Annotated in this window: 13 protein-coding genes; 6 read left to right on the plus strand and 7 right to left on the minus strand. The window is 44.4% G+C overall.

Annotation, left to right across the window (positions count from 1 at the left end; translation table 11 throughout):
- Positions 1-922, minus strand: a 922-nt coding sequence (locus VX730_00005; protein MEC9290766.1) for a VOC family protein, incomplete at its 3' end; no start/stop codon positions are given.
- 308 nt (positions 923-1,230) lie between these two features.
- On the opposite strand from VX730_00005, the gene VX730_00010 reads away from it, so the two are divergent.
- Together VX730_00010 and VX730_00015 are read left to right on the plus strand one after the other, a co-directional pair.
- A complete protein-coding gene (locus VX730_00010; protein ID MEC9290767.1) occupies positions 1,231-1,740 on the plus strand; it encodes a hypothetical protein in 510 nt (169 codons plus the stop codon).
- A gap of 5 nt (positions 1,741-1,745) precedes the next feature.
- Positions 1,746-2,138: a MazG nucleotide pyrophosphohydrolase domain-containing protein gene (locus VX730_00015; GenBank protein MEC9290768.1), complete on the plus strand. Its 393-nt coding sequence runs from the start codon at positions 1,746-1,748 to the stop codon at positions 2,136-2,138.
- Here the strand turns inward: VX730_00015 and VX730_00020 are convergent.
- From VX730_00020 to VX730_00045, 6 genes are all read right to left on the minus strand, one after another.
- Positions 2,130-3,275, minus strand: a complete 1,146-nt coding sequence (locus VX730_00020; GenBank protein MEC9290769.1) for a 2-isopropylmalate synthase — start codon at positions 3,273-3,275, stop codon at positions 2,130-2,132. The genes VX730_00015 and VX730_00020 overlap by 9 nt on opposite strands.
- 39 nt (positions 3,276-3,314) lie before the next feature.
- Positions 3,315-4,442 carry a 3-isopropylmalate dehydrogenase gene (gene leuB / locus VX730_00025; protein MEC9290770.1) on the minus strand — a complete coding sequence of 376 codons (1,128 nt, stop codon included), beginning with the start codon at positions 4,440-4,442 and terminating at the stop codon, positions 3,315-3,317.
- A gap of 54 nt (positions 4,443-4,496) precedes the next feature.
- Positions 4,497-5,093, minus strand: coding sequence for a 3-isopropylmalate dehydratase small subunit (gene leuD / locus VX730_00030; protein MEC9290771.1), 597 nt, complete (start codon positions 5,091-5,093; stop codon positions 4,497-4,499).
- A 55-nt stretch (positions 5,094-5,148) separates the two neighbouring features.
- Positions 5,149-5,538, minus strand: coding sequence for a hypothetical protein (locus tag VX730_00035; GenBank protein MEC9290772.1), 390 nt, complete (start codon positions 5,536-5,538; stop codon positions 5,149-5,151).
- Between the two features lie 73 nt (positions 5,539-5,611).
- Complete coding sequence (locus VX730_00040) at positions 5,612-6,880, minus strand: oligosaccharide flippase family protein (GenBank protein ID MEC9290773.1); 1,269 nt, start codon at positions 6,878-6,880, stop codon at positions 5,612-5,614.
- A 4-nt stretch (positions 6,881-6,884) separates the two neighbouring features.
- A complete protein-coding gene (locus VX730_00045; protein MEC9290774.1) occupies positions 6,885-7,997 on the minus strand; it encodes a glycosyltransferase family 4 protein in 1,113 nt (370 codons plus the stop codon).
- A 189-nt stretch (positions 7,998-8,186) separates the two neighbouring features.
- Between VX730_00045 and VX730_00050 the strand changes: the two genes are divergently transcribed.
- From VX730_00050 to VX730_00065, 4 genes are read left to right on the plus strand one after another with little or no spacing between them, the layout of a single operon-like run.
- Positions 8,187-10,517 (plus strand): alpha/beta fold hydrolase, encoded by a 2,331-nt coding sequence (locus VX730_00050; protein MEC9290775.1) that lies wholly within the window; start codon positions 8,187-8,189, stop codon positions 10,515-10,517.
- Between the two features lies 1 nt (position 10,518).
- Complete coding sequence (locus VX730_00055) at positions 10,519-12,243, plus strand: long-chain fatty acid--CoA ligase (protein ID MEC9290776.1); 1,725 nt, start codon at positions 10,519-10,521, stop codon at positions 12,241-12,243.
- Positions 12,240-13,382 carry a thiolase family protein gene (locus VX730_00060; GenBank protein ID MEC9290777.1) on the plus strand — a complete coding sequence of 381 codons (1,143 nt, stop codon included), beginning with the start codon at positions 12,240-12,242 and terminating at the stop codon, positions 13,380-13,382. The genes VX730_00055 and VX730_00060 overlap by 4 nt, the downstream gene beginning before the upstream one ends.
- Positions 13,383-13,384: 2 nt before the next feature.
- Positions 13,385-15,718: a 3-hydroxyacyl-CoA dehydrogenase NAD-binding domain-containing protein gene (locus tag VX730_00065; protein ID MEC9290778.1), complete on the plus strand. Its 2,334-nt coding sequence runs from the start codon at positions 13,385-13,387 to the stop codon at positions 15,716-15,718.
- The last annotated feature ends 50 nt before the right edge of the window (positions 15,719-15,768 follow it).

The raw sequence follows: 15,768 nt of genomic DNA on the forward strand, positions 1-15,768 counted from the left end.
TTTGCAGAAGGAGCTGCTGCTCTTTGTTGCCGTCCAGCAAAATGCCACGTTTGCGAAGCTCTTCAGCTTCTTCACCATGGTCACCAAGGCGCTCACCAAGCATGTCGTAATATGTGCTTGGAGGCGGAGGCATCATATCAACGCCGCCAGCACGCAGGCTGTCCACCACGCTGTAGATGTCATCGCAACCAAATGCAAAGTGTTGCATGCCTTCAGTTTGCTGCATCTCTTGCAGGTAGCGGTCAATCTGACCAGCTTTTTCACCTGTGCCTTTGTCCTCGTTGATTGGAATCGCCATGCGAGGGCAAGGTGCGCTCATAGCGCGGCTGTTCAGGCCTGTGTATTCGCCTTTGATGTCAAAGTAGCGAATTTCACGGAAGCCAAAGATGCTTTCGTAGAAGTCAGCCCAGTGATTCATACGGCCTTTGAGCACATTGTTGGTAATGTGGTCCAAATACGTTAGACCAATACCTTTTGGGTTGCGGTCGGCTGTGATCCAGTCGAAGTCAGCATAATGGTCGCTGGCGTCGTTTTTCCAGTTTGAAACCAAGTAAACAGCTGTGCCGCCAATGCCTTCAATGGCAGGGAGGTTCAATGTCTTCTGACCTGTAAACTCTTTTGCACCACGCGAAATGGCAAGTGCCAAAGGGTCTTCATCAGTGTTCACACGGAAGCCCATAGCCGTCGCACAAGGACCGCATTTTGCGGCATGGTTCACGGCAGCGCTATTTGGTGTCATGTTAATGAAGAAGGTGATGTCACCCTGGCGGTACATATCAACATTGGCTGTTTTATGTGTCGCGACTTTTGCGAACCCCATGCGTGCGAACATATCTGCCATAGCGGCAGGTTCAGGGCTGGAAAATTCAACGAAGTCAAAGCCAGAGAGACCAAACGGGTTAGGAAATACGTTTTGAGTCATGAGAGTGCTCCTCCTATTCGAACCTCTTCACAATGGGTTATTTAAAATTTCTTTTAGCTTTTCCCATCTCTCAAGTAGATCTTACTACTCATCGCTTGGCAAAAACTAAAATTAACTCTAAAGCGCGTTGCTTAACCTTATTGTGAATTCGGTTTGTTAGTTGGCAGTTTATCGCCAAACGGTCATCAGATTTAATTGTCACCTGTACGTTATATGATTTTATGAGTTCTTGCAAATGGCTTGCTTCTTTTTGAGATTCTTCGCACAATAGGTGCACGATTTAATGGATAATAAGAAAGATAAATCAAATGAAACTGAAAGCACTTTTGACTGTTGCTGTACTTGCATCTACGCCAGCTTTTGCTGATGAAGATGTGATGGGTAAAGACATGGGGAACATGCGTAAAGAGCATAGAGATAACATGAAGGCCAATCATAAAGCATGGAAAGAAGACCACGCTGAAAGACGCAACGACTGGCGCGAAGACCACAAAGCTAAGCACGAAGAGTGGAAAAGTGGCATGAAAGACCAGCATGAAGCTCACAAGGCTAAAATGCAAGATATGCGCGATGACATGGAAGGTATGTCTAAAGAGCAGCGCATGAAGCACAAAGAAATGATGAAAGCTAAAAATGCAGCACACAAAGAGCACATGCAAAACAAACGTGATGCGCATAAAGAGCATATGCAAGGTAAGCGTGATGCACATAAAGAGCATATGAAAGACCGTAAAAGCAAGCACCAAGAAAAAGTAAAAGAAAAGCGTAAATCTTGGAGAGAGCGTTTTGGTTTTGGCGGTAAAAAAGGAAACGAGTAACCTTTATGAAAATTGATAAAACCCTAGATACGCTTAAAAACACTGGACAAATCCAAGCGGAAGCCATTGAAAATGGTTTTCGCTGGGATGATATTCATGGTGTGTTTGAAAAGATCAAAGAAGAGCTAGCTGAAGTTGAAGAAGCTGTTCATTCTGGCGATACAGAACATGCTGTGGAAGAGGCAGGTGATCTGCTGTTTAGTGTTGCGATTCTAGGGTATTATCTGAAAACATGCCCGTCTGAAATTATGCAATCTGCAAATCATAAATACGTGCGCCGTTACACAGGCATGGAGCAGGCCTGCAAAGAGGCTGGAGAAGATTTCTCTAAGCTGAGTTTAGACCGTCGCATGCATTACTGGAAGCTTGTTAAAGCTCAGGAAAAAGCCTCAAACTAAATTTTCAATCATTGCGCTGATATCGCTGTCAGAGACACGGCCGTTTTCTGCTTCCGTCATGAAGAGGTCGTACAAGCGAGCCAGTTGCTCTGAATCTAAATTAAAGCCCATGCTTTCTGCTTTTTTACGCAATCCTTCACGACCAGACGTTACACCTAGAGTAAGGTGCTCATGTTGGCCGACACTCTCAGGTGTCATAATTTCATACGTCCCACGGTTTTTGCTCATACCATGTTGGTGGATACCACTCTCATGGGCAAAAGCATTTTGACCCACAATGGCTTTATTCTTTTGAACATGAAGCCCTGTTTTATCAGAAATGAAGTTTGAGGCTTCCATAAACTTTTCAGTTTTAATGTTATTGGCAAACGGGAAGTTACGCGGACGGACGCGCATTGCCATAACAAGTTCTTCCATGGCTGCGTTACCAGCACGTTCGCCAAGGCCGTTAATAGTACACTCAAGCTGTCTTGCGCCAGCATTAAGGCCGCAAAGTGAGTTAGCAACAGCAAGGCCAAGATCATTATGGCAGTGCATAGAGAAAATCGCTTTATCTGCATTAGGAACACTCATGGCAACTTCAGTGAGGTTGGTGATTTCCTGTGGCGTGCTGTAGCCGACTGTATCTGGCAGATTAATTGTTGTTGCGCCTGCATCAATCACAGCTTCAATCACGCGTTTGGTAAAGTCATGCTCTGTGCGGGTGAAGTCCTCAAGAGAGAACTGTACATCATCGGTGTATTTACGAGCATGTTTAACAGCAGCAACACCAGCGTCTAAAACGGCCTCTGGTGACATACGTAGCTTGTGCTCCATATGCAGAGGGCTTGTAGAAATAAAGGTGTGGATACGGCCGCGCCTTGCGCCCTTAAGAGCTTGGCCTGCGCTGTCGATATCTTTTTCATTTGAGCGAGCAAGGGAACACACAGTGCTATCGAGGCCTTTTTGGGCAAGTGTAGCAATGGTGTTGAAATCAAGTTCTGAAGCGATAGCAAAACCCGCTTCAATCACATCTACACCCATGTCGTTTAGCAGTAAGCCAAACGCAACGCGGTCGGCATGAGAGACAGGGTTGATATTGGGAGATTGAAGGCCATCACGTAAGGTTGTATCAAAAATAATAACGTTTTGGCTCATTTCTATTTCTCCTATTCAATTGTCCCAGTGGCTTGGATTTTAGCTCGCGTTTTTCTGCATGGCGAGGATTTGATCTAGCGCCTGTAATATTTGGTTACCCATGTCTGATGTTGAGACTTCCACGCAGCCTTCTTCCATCACATCTGCCGTACGTACACCGCTTGCCAGTACAAACTGTACAGCACTTACGATGAGACGCGCTGTTGTAATGTCACCGAGGCTATGTTTCAGAAACATACTAAAGCTGAGGATTGCGGCAATTGGGTTAGCCATGTTTTTACCAGCAATATCTGGCGCACTGCCGTGCACTGGCTCAAACAGGCCTTTGGCAAAACCTGAATCATCTCTTGAACCGAGGCTTGCTGATGGCAGCATACCAATAGAACCTGTAAGAGAAGCTGAAAGGTCTGAAAGGATATCCCCAAACATGTTTTCAGTCAGGATAATATCAAACTGTGTTGGTTCCATAACCAGTTGCATTGCTGCATTATCAACGTACATATGCGTGAGTTCTACATCTGGGTAGTCTTCTGCAACTTCTTCGACTACTTTGCGCCATAGCACCATGCTCTCAAGCACATTGGCTTTATCAACAGAACAGATGCGGCGGTTCCCTTTACGAGATGTTTCAAAAGCAAATTTAGCGATGCGGCGAATTTCAGTTTCGTTGTAACGTAGTGTGTTAATGCCTTCGCGTTCGCCTTTTTTATCCGTTAGGCTGCGTGGCTCACCAAAGTACAGGCCACCAGTGAGTTCACGGATAATAAGCACATCTACACCACTTGCATAAGCTGCTTTAAGTGCTGAGGCTTCTTGCAAGCAATCAAATACAAATGCTGGGCGTAGGTTTGCAAATAGGTTGAGGTCTTGGCGGAGATCAAGAAGACCTTGCTCCGGACGCTTTTTAAAATCTACATCGCTCCACTTTGGTCCACCAACAGCGCCAAGGAAAATAGCATCAGCTTTTCTGGCTTTAATCGCTGTTGATTGCGGGTAGGGAGAGTCTTCACCATCAATGGCGGCACCACCAATAAGGCCATCGTCTGTTGTGAATGTGTAAGTGGTATTTTCATTGAGCCAGCCAATGACTTTTTTGACTTCAGCGTTAACCTCAGGGCCAATGCCATCACCGTCTAAAAAGAGCAAAGAGTAATCTTGTTTTTCCACGTCTGTTCTACCTTATTTTATTGGTGGACGGGGATAGTCTATCGATTCTGCCCCTTAAAGCCAAGGCTTTTCGGTGTTCTGTTTTTCTTCATAAGCTGCAATAGCATCTGTGTGTTCTTCTGTCATCTTGATATCATCAAGGCCAAGAAGAAGACGCTCTTTACGCTCAGGTTCAATATCAAAGCTCCAACTCTCTGTTTCTGTAGAGAGTTTTTGCTCTTCAAGGTTGACCGTGAGGGTAGAGGCATTAGATGTTTTCTCTTGAATATTTTTCAAAGTCTCTTCAGGAAGCTGAATAAGAAGAAGTCCATTTTTACTGCTGTTGTTGAAGAAAATATCAGCAAAGCTTTCTGCAAGGATACATTTGATGCCTTGGTCTAAAATCGCCCAAGGGGCATGCTCACGCGAGCTGCCGCATCCAAAGTTTTTACCTGAAAGAAGAATCTGTGCCCCTGTGTATGGTGCCTGGTTTAGAATAAAATCAGGATCATTTGATCCGTCAGCAAGGTAGCGCATATCATTAAAAGCATGCTTGCCAAGGCCTGTGCGTTTGATTGTTTTGAGGAATTGCTTCGGGATAATAATATCGGTGTCGATATTATCGAGCATAAGGGCCGCTACTGGGCTTTTTACAGATTCAAAAGGCTTCATGGGGAGCATTGTAACAAAAAAGAGTGTCCGCAGGGAACACTCTTTTTTAGATCGATTACGGCATGATGATCTGTCTCATCGGTGTTTTTCCGTACTCCTGAGGTGCTTCCACGCGTTGCCCGAGTTTGATGTCGCCCAGTTTAAACATATGCTCAATGGCTTCTTGCTTAATTTGAGGGTCATACTCGGTAAGGGGAATGATTTCAGCAGTGTGATAGCCTACATAGTAATAGTAGACATAAGGGCTGGTGAGGCGACCAGAGCGCATGGGTCTATACATGCGTGTGGTGTATCTGTTCTGAGCAGCTGCCTCCATATGGAGGGCAAGATTGGCTTGGAACATATTCTCAATTTTGTAGAGCCCTAGATAGTGCTGTCCAAAGGGGTACGATGCATTGACAAGATTGAAAATCACCGCCCGTGTGTACATGTCGAATTCATCCATTGGATGTCTCCTGAAATGTGAAACGGACTAGAAGATAAATATGGCCTTACGGTAATCTGGAGAGGTCTTCTCGTCAAGCAGTCTTTGGTTTTGGACAATGCCTAAGCCTTGCAAAAAGGGCAATAATACTCAAAGCAGTACTAATAAGTGTGCTGAGTGCAGCACCCCAAGCCCCATATTCTGGAATTAAAACCACATTTAAAACAATGTTCATAATCGAAGCGAAAAAGATGGTTTTACCAATGGCGCGTGTTTGGCCAAGGTGCAAATAGAATGGTGAAATATAGTGAATAGTGCAATACAACGCTGCGCTAAGCGACATGATCGGGACTAGCGTAAAGGCCACCTGGTATGTTTCTGGTAGCCATGGCTTAAAAATAAGTGGGGCAAGGGAGCCGTAACCAATGGCAGCAAGGCTCATGAGTACACCCATAGTGAGGACTAGTTTAATTGGTTTTTTGTAAGAGCTGGTCGCATGTTCACTCAGATATTTCATGCACCAGGGTCTCCAAGCATGATTGAGTGAGATACCTACCAGTAGAAGCACGGATGCGATTTGATACGACAGCGTATAAAAGCCAACATCTTTTACCCCTACAAAATGTTCAATAAGCATGCGGTCGGCAGTAATCATGAGGGTTGTGCCGAGCATGAATGGGATCATTGGGAGTGAAAAGCCAAGTGTGTGCGTAAGGCGTGCTTTTAGCTGTGTTTTATCAAAGTTAAATGTGAGTTCTTTTTGCTTGAAGAGCCAGATAAGAGCTACGCCCGTTAGGACTGTTTGTACGGCTGTTTGGCAAATGAGGAATGTATCCCAGCTTGCTCCTTTGTATGTATAAAGGGTCCAAATGACTGTGCCGTAAATAAGGGCATTTTGCAGAATGCCCATGCAGCCGACAGTAAAGGCTTTGTTATGGAACTGCTGCACAGTTGTGTAAATGAACCAAAGCGCAAGAGATGTGCCGCAGAGAATCATCATGCTGAGGTGCGCGGTTTCTAAGTTTTGTGTCCAGGGTAAAAGTGGTTTAAATATCAGCATAGATGCAAATGTAAAGAGACCTGCAGCTGCCATGAGGCTCACCATGAGGCCGTGAGACATAGAACGCTCTTGTTGGCTATGTTTGTGAAACTCTTTGGCAATTAGATGTGTGAGGCCAAGCTGTAAAACCTGTGACAGGAGAGAAATAATCGCAAGGGCTAAGCCTAAGTATCCATATTCTTCAGGTGTAAAGAAACCTGTAATAATAGGAATACTCAAAAGCGGAATGGCTGCGCCAAGGCTGTTAAGAACGCCATAGGTTGCAAACTGATGAACAACTTTATGTTTAAGGATGCGTTTCATGCGGTTAAATTTGAGCTTCCATGTTTAAAATGTTTTTAGCCATTTTCTCAATTGTGAGATTGGCATCTGCGTAGCTTATCACACTCTCATACATGTTGGCTTTTGTTGGCTCGTTAAGTAGCTCACTTAGCTTTTCAAGCATGGCATCTTTACTGTGTGGTGTGACTTGCCAACCTGTAATGGCTTCTTCAACGTAAGCAATTTCAGGGTGGTGATGTGGGCCTGTAAGGCTCTCTTTGTAGCACAGAACTGGAAGGCCATAAGCAATGGACTCATTCACGCCTAGTCCAACGGCACCAAGGGTGATGAAGAGTTCTGCGTTATTGTAATATTCTGCAAGCTCATCAGCCCCGTAAATGGCACCTGTAATATGTACATTTTTGACATGTTCAGCAGCAAGCTGTACGGCGGGCATTTCGCTACCGTCACCAATAATATTGAGGTGCAGGTTTGGAATTTTAAGCTCTTTGAAAAGGTGGATGAGTTGAGGGACTTTTTTATCCTTTGTGAGTCTGCCAACAAAAAGGAGGTTTCGAATACTTTTCTTTTCTGGCGCTTTACGTAGTTTTTGTGCTTCAGAAATGTCTGTGTTGTTTCCGGCTGAGAATACAGGTGTGTTTAGATTCAGTTTATCTAAGTAACCTTTGTCTTTTTCTGTGTAGCATAGATAGCCATCAACACTGTTGATAAGCCATGTTTTCAAGTGATAGGCAAGTTTACCTCTCCAGCCTGATTTGTTAGCTACAGGAGCACCGTGCCCCCATAAAATGATTTTGGTTTTTCGCTTTTTATGCAGTCTGCAATATAGAGCTGCGAGCCATGTGCTGGTCATGGTTGAGCCAGCTTCCATGATGAGAGTTTCTGGTGCATGTTCTCTTAAAACTTTAAAGAAGGGCGCATGGCAGATGTAAGGGTTTTTCTTCAGTGGGAAGAAAAAGGGCGTTAAAATTTGGAAAGGCGCAGAGCGCGTTGTATTAAGCCCTGATGTACCTTCTGGAAAATTAGAAGCGGAAATGACTTTCCATCCATGTTTTGCAAGTTCTTTAAAGAGGGCCACGCGGTAGTGGGCAACAGTGCGTTGTAGGATGAATGTCTTAGAGGGTGTGGGCGTGGTCATACTTTGTCATTTTTTTATTTTTAACTTTAGTCAACATACAAGATGTCATGACGCAAATGCAACATGTCAGGCTTTGAAGCATGCATTTTTGTCCGACATGTCGGTTTAGGTGATACGTCTACGCTATTGTTTTATGATACATTTTAGAGGTGCCCTATAAAGAGGGGCAATGGTTGAAGGCGAATACGCATGACAAAAAATAAAAAAACTCCTGACTTGCCTTGGCTTCAGGATGCGAGCCACTTTGAATTTGACGTTGATTACTGCGAAAAGGCAGTAGATCGTATTACGCGCTTAAAGCGCCGTTTGGGCATTAATATTTGTGTGCATACCACACAGGAAGATACCATGCAGAATGGTCAGATTTTCCTCTTTAACCACTTTGCTCGTTTTGAAACTTTGATTCCACCATACATTCTTATGCAAGAAACAGGCGCACTCACAAGGAGTGTGGCAGATGTTTCTCTGTTTCAAGCAAGTGATCGGCTGCGTAATGCGATGTCTAAGGTTGGTGCAGTACCAAACCGTTTGGAAGGTCTTCTTCCATTTATGGCCGCAGAAATTTTACGTGGGCGTAAGGTTGTTCTTTTCCCAGAAGGGGGAATGATTAAAGATCGTCGTGTGATTGATGATGAAGGTGAGTTTGGGATTTTCTCAGGCTTCCACCAAACACATAGGAAGCACCACCGTGGGGCTGCAGTGCTTGCCCTTATGCTAGAGATTTTTAAGCGTCGTATTATTGATGTATATGAAGCTGGTGACGAGCGTCGTGTGGAGCACTGGCGTAAATCTCTTGGCCTTGCGAGTGTCGCTGAGATGATGGAACAAGCACGCAAGCCAACCTTGATTGTGCCAAGCAATATTACATTCTATCCAATTCGCATTGACGACAATTTATTAAGTAGTGCTGCCGGGTGGCTTGCCCGCGGCATGCCTGACAGCGTTAAAGAAGAAATGGTGATTGAAGGAAACCTTCTTCTTAAAGATACCGATATGGATATTCGTATGGGGACACCTTTCCAACCATCAATGAGCTGGGGGCTGTGGAAAACATTCCTTTTACATCGTTACTTTGAACAAATTGAATCTCTTGATGAACTATTTGGTCTGAAGGACTCTGGTGGGCGCCTGTTTGAGCGTATTCTTGTTGGAGCTTTAGATAAAGAGACAAATCGTATTCGTGACCGTTACATGGAAGATATTTACGAGAATATCACTGTAAATGTGGCGCACCTAGCTTCTATTATCTTAAAGAACCTTTATGACCAAGGTGAGAACGGTTTTAGACGTTCAGATCTCGCAAAAATTATTTATCTTTCAGCGAAATGTTTGCAGCGTGCAGTAGGTGTACACCTGCACCGCTCTCTTGTATGGCCAGATAGGTACCGTCATCTTGCAGAAGGGGACGCTGAAGATTTGAAGATCTTCCTTGATACTGCAGAAAAGGCAGGGCTAGTTGAGCATAAAGATGATGATTACATCTTTACGGACAAGTTCTCAGAAGAGTTTAGAGATTCAAGTGTACGCTTAGAGCATCCTGTACAGTTGTATTACAATGAAGTGATGCCACTTGTAAAAGTGACAAAATCTGTAGAGAAGGCTATGGCTGATTTTGTTGTTGGTGATGAACGTCAATGGTCAGCGCACCTTATGGATGATGAGGACCATGCTTTCCAGTGGAACCGTAGGCACTATAAGAAGTCTCGCTATCAAGAAATTAATGAACGAGAACGTGCAACGCGTAGTGGTGCGCCGTACTTACTTGTTCACCCGAAGCGTAAAAGCAAAACAGGTATTCTTCTGATTCATGGTTTCTTATCATCTCCTGCTGAGCTGAAAGACTTTGGACGTGACCTTCATGATAAAGGCTTTGAAGTTCTCGGAATGAGAATTCCTGGGCATGGAACCTCTCCTTGGGACCTTATGAAGCGCAGCCGTGAAGAATGGATGAAAGCGGTTCGTCGTAACTATCGTATTTTAAAAGCCCATGTAGATCATATTGTGATTGTTGGGTTCTCAACAGGGGGACTACTAGCTCTTGAATTTGCCGCTGAGCAGCCTGAGGGCCTTGCAGGTGTCATTCCTGTCTGCGCGCCACTCGCTGTGCATGATAAAAATATGGCTATTGTGCCAATGGTGAATACGGTTAATGCGTTTGCAAGTTGGTTTACAGGTGGAGATGGTGTTGTGCCGTTTTATCCAACCAATCCTGAAAATGAAGAGATTAACTATCGTAGTATGCCTGTGAAGGCCATTAATGAATTTAGAGGTTTGATGCATGACGCGCCTGAATTTGTACAGAAAGTGACAGTGCCTCTTCATGTGTTCCAAGCTAATGATGACCCTGTAACAAAGGCCGAAAGTGCTGAAAAATTAATTAAAATGTCTCCCTCAGAAAACAAAGAGCTGCACCCTATTATGGCGGATCGCCATACGATCCTCACTCATAATAATGATGGGGTATGGGGTAAGGTTGCTGATGTAATCTCAATGCTCTCAGAACAAAAAGAAAAGGAGTGATATGGCTAGAAAGAAACATGCGTGGGAAGCGTCATACCCTAAAGGTGTTGATTGGGAATTTGAACCTGTTTTGCAGCCTATTTATGAGATGCTAAAGCACTCCTACGAAAAGTATCCTAAGCGTATTGCACTTGAGTTTCTTGGGAAAACAATGACCTATGAAGAGCTTTGGAAGGAAGTGTGCAATTTTGCAAGCGGTCTTCAGCGTCGAGGTATCAAGAAGGGTGATAAAGTTGGTATTTGTCTACCAAACTCCTTCCATTATGTGATTAGTTATTATGGCGTCTTGATGACAGGCGCAACCGTCGTAAATTTTAACCCGCTTTACACGGAAGCTGAAATTGCAACGCTTTCACGAGATAGTGGCGTGCGTATTATGATTACGACGGACATTGAGCATGTGTATGAAAAAGTATTCTTTGCGCTCAATAACTCAGATATGTGCAGCATGATTGTGGCACCATTTACCGATAATCTGCCATTTATCAAAAAGACACTCTTTAATATTTTTAAGCCTGAGAAACTTGCAAAGCTCCCTGATGGAAATACGGTGCTGCCTTGGGATCGTGTATCATCTCTAGACACTGAGCCAGATCCTGTCCGTATTAACCCTGCTAAAGATATTGCACTTTATCAGTATACGGGTGGAACAACAGGGCTTCCTAAAGCTGCGATGCTAACGCACTCAAACGTGGTGACGAATGCTGAGCAGTGTAATATTTGGCGTAAGGCTTCAGGAGAGGTGACAGACCATGATATTTTTCTGGGTGTGATTCCTTTCTTTCATGTATTTGCGATGACAGCGCTTATGAACCTTTCTATGCGTCGAAGTGGGACATTGCACATGTATCCAAAATTTGATTTGAAGCAGACCTTGCAAGGCATTCATAAACATAAGCCAACTATTTTTGCGGGGGTTCCTGCACTATATAACGCCATTATTAACTATGAAAAAGTGAATAAGTACAACCTAACAAGTATGCAGTTTTGTATTTCTGGTGGCGCGGCGCTTCCTGCTGAAGTGTGCGATGAGTTTGTTGAGAAAACAGGTACAGCCATGGTGGAAGGTTACGGCCTCAGTGAAACGTCTCCTGTGGCATGTTGTAACCAGTCGAACGGAAAGAACAAAGCAAACTCTATTGGCTTACCTTTGCCGGGAACAGAGATTTCTATCCGTTCTTTAGAAGATCGAGGCAAAGAATGTAAGACTGGTGACGTTGGTGAAATTGCCATTCGTGGTCCGCAAGTGATGAAAGGCTATGCGGGGCGCATTAAAGAAACAAAAGAAGTTTTCTACCGTGATTGGCTCCTGACTGGTGATGTTGGTTACATTGATGAAGACGGTTACGTTTATATTACAGACCGCTTGAAAGAAATGATTAACGTTTCTGGCTTTAAGGTTTACCCACGCCACATTGAAGAAGTTCTCTATAGTCATAGCGCTGTTATGGAAGCAGCGGTGATTGGTATTCCGCACGCTAAAAAGGGTGAAATGCCAAAAGCATTTGTGGCTTTGAAGAAGGGGCAAAGTGTAACAGCTGAAGAGTTGAAAAAATATGCTGAAGCACACCTGAACCCTTATGAAAAAATTGCTGAAGTTGAGTTTAGGGATGAACTACCAAAATCTATGATTGGTAAACTCCTTAAACGTGAACTTATACAGGAAGAAAAACAAAAAACTAAACGAGAAAAACAAGCGAAGAAGAAAAGGATATCCCGCTCATGACATCTGTTGTAATTGCTGAATACGTACGCTCACCATATACCCTAGCTTACAAAGGGGCGCTTAAGTCGGTGCGTGCTGATGATCTGGCTGCACAAACTGTGCAGGGTTTGATTAAAAAGAGCGGTGTAGACCCAAAAAAGATTGAAGATCTGATTCTTGGTTGTGCTTTTCCAGAAGCTGAGCAGGGCTTTAACCTTGCGCGGTTGGTCGTGCTGCATGCTGGCCTGCCTATTACAATTGGTGGCACAACAGTGAACCGTTTTTGTGGTTCATCTATGCAGGCGATTCATATGGCAGCGGGTAACATTATGGCAGGTGCGGGCGATGCCTTCATTTGTGCCGGTGTTGAATCTATGAGTCGTGTGCCAATGACAGGCTTTAACCCTATGCCAAACCCCGAGCTTTATAAAAAGAACCCTGGCGCTTACATGGGTATGGGTGAAACTGCTGAAAACCTGGCTAAAAAGTACAAAATTAGCCGTGAACAGCAAGATGAGTTTGCAGTACTCAGCCCAGATAAAGCTGCGAAGGCGATGAAGAACAAAGCCTTTAAAGATGAGATTGTTCCAATCAAGACAAAGTACGGCGTTGTTGATACAGACGGTTGCCCGCGCCCGGGAACTGATATGGAAGCCCTTGCTGGTCTTAAACCTGCGTTTGATGAAAAAGGCAGTGTAACGGCAGCAACATCGTCTCCACTTACTGATGGCGCGAGTGCTGTGCTTGTATGTAGCGCTGAATTTGCCAAGAAGAATAAGCTGAAGCCAATTGCTGAGATTAAATCTTTTGCGATTTCTGGCTGTGATCCAAAAATTATGGGAATTGGTCCTGTGGAATCAAGTAAGAAAGCGCTTAAGCGCGCTGGCCTTAAGATGGATGATATTGACATTATTGAGCTCAATGAAGCCTTTGCGGCTCAGTCACTTTCAGTGATTCATGACCTCAAGCTTAAAAAGCATATGGATAAAATCAATATTGATGGCGGTGCTATTGCACTTGGTCACCCTCTAGGTTCTACAGGCGCACGTATTACAGGTAAGCTTGCAAGCCTTCTTCAGCGTGAAGGGAAAAAGTATGGACTAGCCACACAGTGTATTGGTGGCGGGCAAGGTATTGCAACGGTACTGGAGGCGCTATAAGCATGGCTGAAATTAAAAAAATTGCTGTCATCGGTGCTGGCGTAATGGGGGCAGGGATTGCCGCCCAAGCTGCCAATGCTGGTGTAGAAGTTCTGCTTTTTGACATTGTGCCAAAAGGTGAGAAGAAAGACCGCAGTACAGTTGCTAAATCTGCAATTGCAAAGCTTCTAAAAACAAAACCTGCGCCGCTTATGCATAAGTCATTTGCTAAGCGCATTACGCCTTGCAACTTGGAAGATGATCTTGCACTTCTTAAAGAGTGTGACTGGGTGATTGAAGCGATTATTGAGAACCTAGACATTAAGCGTAACTTATACGGAACAGTGTTCAAAAATGCGAAACGTACGGCGCTCATTAGTTCAAACACGTCAACGATCCCTTTGGCTGATTTGACAGCTGAGCTGACTGCTGCGCAGAAGAAGCGTTTTGCAATTACACACTTCTTTAATCCGCCGCGTTACATGAGGCTCCTTGAGATTGTTGAATCTGCTGAAACAGATAAAAAGCTCCTTAAAAAGGTGACAGGGTTTACAGATGTACATATGGGTAAAACCAACGTGCCAGCTAAAGATACGCCAGGGTTTATTGGTAACCGTATTGGTATTTTTTGGTTACATGCTGCAGTCATTAAAGCGATCGAGCATGGTATTGATGTGGAAAGTGCAGATGCTGTGCTTGGCCGTTCATTTGGTTTCCCAAGAACAGGTGTATTTGGACTGTTAGATTTGGTTGGCCTTGATTTGATGCCGCATATTCTCAGTAGTATGCAAGGCTCCCTTAAAAAGCAAGATCCTTTCAATGAACTTGGTGATGCGCCTGAGTTCCTCTCTGAAATGATTGCAGACGGCTATACGGGCCGCAAAGGTAAGGGTGGGTTTTACCGCCTCAATACTGAAGGTGGCAAGAAGCAAAAAGAAGCCCTGAACCTGCAAACAAGAGAGTACTCTAAAGCTGTTCGTCCTAAACCAGCTTGTCTGAAAATGTACAAGAAGGGCGGCCTGAAAGGCCTGATGGGGCACGATAGTTTGGAAGCGCGCTATGCGTGGGATGTGATGAGCCATACGCTCGCTTACGCCGCAAGCTTGGTTCCTGAAATTGCAGATGACATTGCTGCGGTTGATGAAGCAATGCGCCTTGGATTTAACTGGAAATATGGTCCGTTTGAGCTTATGGATAAGATTGGCACAGACTGGATGCATGACATGCTTGTGATGGAAGGCCGTAAGGTACCTAAGCTGATTCAGCATGCTAGAGACCAAAAGTTCTACACGATTAAATCTGGACGACTTCATGCTCTTAACCCGAAAGGGAAGTATGATGTGGTGAGGCGCGCAGATGGCGTACTTCTACTTCAAGATATTAAGCGTCAAAGAAGGCCAATTCTCTCAAACAAGAGTGCGTCACTTTGGGATATTGGTGATGGTGTGGTTTGCCTTGAGTATCACTCAAAAATGAACTCACTGAACCCGCTTAGCCTGTCTATGATTAACAAGTCAATTGACTATGTTGAGAAGAATAACCTGAAGGGTATGGTGTTCCATAACGAAGGCTCTAACTTTAGTGTGGGTGCCAACATCGTAATGCTACTTGTAACAAGTAAGCTACGTTTATTCCCTCTCATTCGTTGGATTCTATCTCATGGTCAAAATACATTTAACCGTATGAAGTACGCAAACTTCCCTGTTGTGGGTGCGCCAAGTGGTATGGCCCTTGGTGGTGGTTGCGAAACACTCCTGCATTGTAACGCGCTTACTGCGCATGCAGAAACTTACATGGGGCTTGTTGAAGCTGGTGTCGGTATTGTGCCGGGCTGGGGTGGCTGTAAGGAAATGCTAGAGCGCCACGGAACTAAGAAAAAGGCTATGAATGGCCCTATGCCAGCAGCAATGGAATCCTTTATGGCGATTGCTACCGCACAAGTAGGAACCTCTGCTTTTGAATGCCAGAAGATGGAATTTCTGCGTGCGGAAGATAAAGTGGTTATGAATAAAGACCGTTTGCTTGCGGAAGGGAAAGCCAAAGTTCTTGAAATGGCTGAGGGGTATATTGCTCCAGAATCTCCTGTCTTTAAGCTTGCAGGTGAAAGCGGGCAAGTTGCAATGAGAATGGGTGTGAATGACTTTGCCAAAAAAGGTATGGCAACACCACATGATGTAGTTGTTGCAGCTGAGCTTGCCAAGGTTCTAACTGGCGGTAAAAAAGATGTGCTAGATGAAGTGTCAGAGGCTGAAGTGCTCAAGCTTGAGCGAGATGCCATTGTAAACCTGTGCAAGACCAAAGGCACGCGTGATCGCATTCTACATATGCTGAAAAAAGGTAAGCCATTACGTAATTAAAACACTGGTGCAGAACTTCATAAATAAGTAGATGCACATACATAAAAACG

Source organism: Pseudomonadota bacterium, assembly GCA_036141575.1.
Classification (GTDB): Bacteria; Pseudomonadota; Alphaproteobacteria; order UBA2136; family JAPKEQ01; genus JAPKEQ01.

Bases quoted from the DNA above. Each gene is read 5' to 3' on its own strand.
- VX730_00010 (MEC9290767.1), top strand. From the start codon at position 1,231: ATGAAACTGAAAGCACTTTTGACTGTTGCTGTACTTGCATCTACGCCA.
- VX730_00050 (MEC9290775.1), top strand. From the start codon at position 8,187: ATGACAAAAAATAAAAAAACTCCTGACTTGCCTTGGCTTCAGGATGCG.
- VX730_00040 (MEC9290773.1), bottom strand. From the start codon at position 6,880: ATGAAACGCATCCTTAAACATAAAGTTGTTCATCAGTTTGCAACCTAT.
- leuD (MEC9290771.1), bottom strand. From the start codon at position 5,093: ATGAAGCCTTTTGAATCTGTAAAAAGCCCAGTAGCGGCCCTTATGCTC.
- VX730_00055 (MEC9290776.1), top strand. From the start codon at position 10,519: ATGGCTAGAAAGAAACATGCGTGGGAAGCGTCATACCCTAAAGGTGTT.
- VX730_00045 (MEC9290774.1), bottom strand. From the start codon at position 7,997: ATGACCACGCCCACACCCTCTAAGACATTCATCCTACAACGCACTGTT.
- VX730_00020 (MEC9290769.1), bottom strand. From the start codon at position 3,275: ATGAGCCAAAACGTTATTATTTTTGATACAACCTTACGTGATGGCCTT.
- VX730_00065 (MEC9290778.1), top strand. From the start codon at position 13,385: ATGGCTGAAATTAAAAAAATTGCTGTCATCGGTGCTGGCGTAATGGGG.
- VX730_00060 (MEC9290777.1), top strand. From the start codon at position 12,240: ATGACATCTGTTGTAATTGCTGAATACGTACGCTCACCATATACCCTA.
- VX730_00015 (MEC9290768.1), top strand. From the start codon at position 1,746: ATGAAAATTGATAAAACCCTAGATACGCTTAAAAACACTGGACAAATC.
- VX730_00035 (MEC9290772.1), bottom strand. From the start codon at position 5,538: ATGGATGAATTCGACATGTACACACGGGCGGTGATTTTCAATCTTGTC.